The sequence below is a fragment of the Acidovorax sp. KPB24-07 genome, from assembly GCF_057543315.1.
Genome location: NZ_BAAJYS010000288.1, coordinates 1 through 4,297, shown reverse-complemented (window position 1 = coordinate 4,297; position 4,297 = coordinate 1). Strand labels below are relative to the sequence as shown.

The 4,297-nt window shown below is 69.7% G+C and carries 3 protein-coding genes and 2 pseudogenes; all 5 read right to left on the bottom strand.

The window, feature by feature from the left end; all coding sequences use genetic code 11:
* Window positions 1–115 (bottom strand): diguanylate cyclase domain-containing protein (locus tag AC27IQ_RS19450; protein WP_487090464.1); only part of this gene is annotated, 115 nt, incomplete at its 3' end.
* Window positions 116–216: 101 nt separating this feature from the next.
* Window positions 217–969 (bottom strand): annotated as a pseudogene (locus AC27IQ_RS19445) (D-alanine--D-alanine ligase); the annotation flags it as partial.
* Entirely contained in the window at window positions 966–2,399 is a 1,434-nt protein-coding gene (murC, locus tag AC27IQ_RS19440) for a UDP-N-acetylmuramate--L-alanine ligase (RefSeq protein ID WP_272567214.1), read from the bottom strand. The pseudogene AC27IQ_RS19445 and the gene murC, both read right to left, overlap by 4 nt.
* Window positions 2,396–3,459, bottom strand: a pseudogene (murG, locus tag AC27IQ_RS19435) (undecaprenyldiphospho-muramoylpentapeptide beta-N-acetylglucosaminyltransferase). Before murG ends, murC begins: the two are co-directional and overlap by 4 nt.
* A gap of 162 nt (window positions 3,460–3,621) precedes the next feature.
* Window positions 3,622–4,297, bottom strand: a 676-nt coding sequence (locus AC27IQ_RS19430; RefSeq protein WP_487090463.1) for an FtsW/RodA/SpoVE family cell cycle protein, incomplete at its 5' end; no start/stop codon positions are given.

The following is a 4,297-nucleotide window of genomic DNA, read 5'->3' as shown; positions in this document are numbered from 1 at the left end:
CGACGGTGCGCACGCAGGTGTTCAGCCGCTGCGCCACCTGCTGCAGCAGCAGGTCGCCCTTGTCGTGGCCGAGCGTGTCGTTCAGCGTCTTGAAGTTGTCCAGGTCGATGAACAACAGCGCCCCGCCCTGGCCGCCTGGCGCTGCGCCGTGGCCAGGGCCTGGTGCATGCGGTCCATGAGCAGCATGCGGTTGGGCAGGCCGGTGAGCGAGTCGAAGAGCGCCAGGCGCTGGATCTCGCGCTCCTCGGCCTCGGGCAGGCCGCTCGGGCAGTGGTACTGCGTGACGTCGGTGAAATACTTGTTTTGGTAGTCGTAGTTGCCGGCCGGCGCCACGATGCGGATCACCGGCAGCGCATGCGCATCCGCCCCCTGGCCCAGCACCGGGCAGGTGGTCTCGTCGCCTTCGATGAATTCCTCGCACAGCACTTCGGGGTCGTAGCGGGAGGCCAGCAGGTAGGCCTGTTCGCACTGCCCGGGCGAGGTCACCTTGGTCAGGCCGATGGTGGAGCCTTCGCGCGAGGGCTTGACGATCATCGGCGCGCCCAGCGCCTGCAGCGCCTGCGCGGTCTCGGCGGCGCTCGACACCAGGCGCCAGTCCGGCGTGGGCAGCCCCTCGAAGCGCCAGATGCGCTTGGTCATGATCTTGTCCATCGCGATGCTGGACGCCATCACGCCGGGGCCGGTGTACGGAATGCCGAGCAGCTCGAGCGCGCCCTGCACCGTGCCGTCCTCGCCATGGCGGCCGTGCAGGGCGATGAAGCAGCGCGCATAGCCGCCGTGCCGCAGCTCGGACAGGTCGGTCTGCGACGGGTCGAACGCATGCGCGTCCACGCCGCGGGCGCGCAGCGCCTGCAGCACGCCGCCGCCGGACATCAGCGAGACCTCGCGCTCGGCAGACGAGCCGCCCATCAGCACCGCGACCTTGCCCAGGGCGCGCACGTCGATGGCAGGGGTGTCTTCGTGGCTCATCGCGCGACCTCCGCCAACGCTGGCGCTTCTTCTTTCTGCAGCATTTCCACCACCTTCGCCGGCACGGCGCCGATGGAGCCCGCGCCCATGCACAGCACCACGTCGCCGTCCCGGGCGTTGTCCACGATCGCCTGCGCGAGCAGGGCCACGTCGTCCACGAACACTGGCTCGACCTTGCCCGCCACGCGCAGGGCGCGCGTGAGCGACCGGCCGTCGGCGGCGACGATGGGCGCCTCGCCGGCGGCATACACCTCGGTCAGCAGCACGGCGTCCGCACTGCCCATGACCTTCACGAAATCCTCGAAGCAGTCGCGCGTGCGGCTGTAGCGGTGCGGCTGGAACGCCAGCACCAGGCGCCGGCCCGGGAAGGCACCGCGCGCCGCGGCCAGCGTGGCCGTCATCTCGACCGGGTGGTGGCCGTAGTCCTCGATCAGCGCGAACCTGCCGCCCCCCGGCGCGGCGATGTCGCCGTAGCGCTGAAAGCGCCGGCCCACGCCCTTGAACTGGGCCAGGGCGCGCAGCAGCGCGTCGTCGGGAATGTTCAACTCCACCGCCACCGCGATGGCCGACAGGGCGTTCAGCACGTTGTGCTCGCCCGCCAGGTTCAGCACCACGTCGATGTCGGGCAGCGTGACGCCGTTGCGCCGCTGCACGCGAAAACGCATCTGGCCCGCATCGGCCCGCACGTCCACCGCGCGCACCTGGGCGTCTTCGGAGAAGCCGTAGCTCGTCACCGGGCAGGTCACGTCGGCCAGGATGTCGCGGATGGCCGGGTTGTCCACGCACAGGATCGCCGTGCCGTAGAACGGCATGCGGTGCAGGAACTCGACGAACGCGCCCTTGAGGCGGCCGAAGTCGTGCCCGTACGTTTCCATGTGGTCGGCGTCGATGTTCGTCACCACGGCCATCACGGGCAGCAGGTTGAGGAACGAGGCGTCGGACTCGTCCGCCTCCACCACGATGTAGTCGCCGCTGCCCAGCTTGGCATTGGCGCCTGCGCTGTTGAGCCGCCCGCCGATCACGAAGGTCGGGTCGAGCCCGGCCTCGGCCAGCACACTGGTCACCAGGCTGGTGGTGGTGGTCTTGCCGTGCGTGCCGGCGATGGCGATGCCGCGCTTCAGGCGCATCAGCTCGGCCAGCATCAGCGCGCGCGGCACCACGGGAATCTTCTTTTCGCGGGCGGCCAGCACCTCGGGGTTGTCGGCCTGCACCGCCGTGGAGGTGACCACCGCATCCGCCCCCTCGATGTGCGCGGCCGCATGGCCCACGCAGGTGCGGATGCCCAGCGCCTGCAGGCGGCGCAGGGTGGCGCTGTCGGACAGGTCCGAGCCCGAAATGCCGTAGCCCAGGTTAAACAGCACCTCGGCGATGCCGCACATGCCGGCGCCGCCCAGGCCGACGAAATGGATGTGGCGAATGGCGTGCTTCATGCCAGCTCCTCGCAGGCAGTCGCCACTTCGCGGGTGGCGTTGATCTTTTGCATGTTTTTGGCCTTCTGCGCAATATCCACTAGGGCATCGCGCTCTGAATTTTGTAGCAACTGTGCCAGCCACTCGGGGGTGAGGTCGCGCTGCGGCACGAGCCACCCGCCACCGGCGTCCACGAGGAAGCGGGCATTGGCGGTCTGGTGGTCGTCCACCGCATGGGGGAACGGCACGAACACCGCCGCCGCGCCCACGGCGGCGATCTCGGTGACGGTGCTGCGCCCGCACGGCAGACGATGAGGTCCGCGTCGGCGAACGCCGCCGCGGTGTCGTCGATGAACGGCGTGAGCGTGGCCTGCACGCCCGCCTTCGCGTAGTGCTCGCGCAGCGCATCGATCTGCGCTGCGCCGCTCTGGTGGGTGACGACGGGCCGGCGGTCCTCCGGAATCAGCGCCAGGGCCTGCGGCACGATCTCGTTGAGCGCGCGGGCGCCCAGGCTGCCGCCCACGACCAAAAGGCGCAGCGGCCCCGTGCGGCCGGCGAAGCGCTCGGCCGGCGCGGGCTGCTGCGTGAAGGCGGTGCGCAGCGGGTTGCCCACCCACTGGGCCTTCTTGAGCACCCCGGGAAAGGCCGTGAAGATACGGTCGGCCACGCCGGCCAGCACCTTGTTCACGAGGCCGGCCACCGAGTTCTGTTCGTGCAGCACCAGCGGCTTGCCCAACAGCACGGCCATCATCCCGCCCGGAAACGTGACATAGCCGCCCAGGCCCACGACCACGTCGGGGCGCACGCGGCGCACCACGGCCAGCGACTGCCAGAAGGCGCGCAGCAGGCGCAGCGGCAGCAAGACCAGCGTGAGCAGCCCCTTGCCGCGAACGCCGGAAAAATCGATGGGCTCGAACGCGAACCCGCGCGGCGGCACCAGGCGCGACTCCATGCTGCCGGGCGTGCCCAGCCAGTGCACGCGCCAGCCGCGCGTGCGCAGCTCCTCGGCCACGGCCAGGCCCGGGAAGATGTGGCCGCCGGTGCCGCCGGCCATGATGAGCGCGGTTTTGGGTGCGCTCATACGCGTCCACCCCGCACCGTGCGCTGCGCGCCCGGCATGGCTGACGCCATGCGGTGCCCGTTTTGTTGAAACAAGCACCTCATACGCGGCCTCCGCGCATCGCGCGCTGCGCGCCCGGCATGGCTGACGCCATGCGGTGCCCGTTTTGTTGAAACAAGCACCTCATACGCGGCCTCCGCGCATGAGGTGCTTGTTTTCGTAGTCAACCCGAAGCACCACGGCGATGGCCACCAGATTCATCAGGATGGCGGAGCCGCCGAAGCTCATCAGCGGCAGGGTCAGCCCCTTGGTCGGCAGCGCGCCCAGGTTCACGCCCATGTTGATGAAGGCCTGAAAGCCCATCCAGATGGCCACGCCCTGCGCCACCAGGCCGGCGAACACGCGGTCCAGCGCGATGGCCTGGCGGCCGATGTGCATGATGCGGCGGGTCATCCACAGGAAGAGCACGATGAGGATGAGCACGCCGACCAGGCCGAACTCCTCGCCGATCACCGCGAGCAGGAAGTCGGTGTGCGCCTCGGGCAGCCAGTGCAGCTTTTCCACGCTGCCGCCCAGCCCGACGCCGAAGATCTCGCCGCGGCCGATGGCGATCAGCGAGTGCGACAGCTGGTAGCCCTTGCCCAGCGCGTGCTTTTCGCTCCAGGGATCGAGGTACGCGAAGATGCGCTCGCGCCGCCAGTCGCTCATCATCACCATGAGCGCGAAGGCGCCCACCAGCACGGCGGCGATCAGGAAGAACATGCGGGCGTTCACGCCGCCCAGGAACAGGATGCCCATGGCGATCACGGCGATCACCATGAAGGCGCCCATGTCGGGCTCGGCCAGCAGCAGCGCGCCC

Bases quoted from the DNA above. Each gene is read 5' to 3' on its own strand.
- murC (WP_272567214.1), bottom strand. From the start codon at position 2,399: ATGAAGCACGCCATTCGCCACATCCATTTCGTCGGCCTGGGCGGCGCC.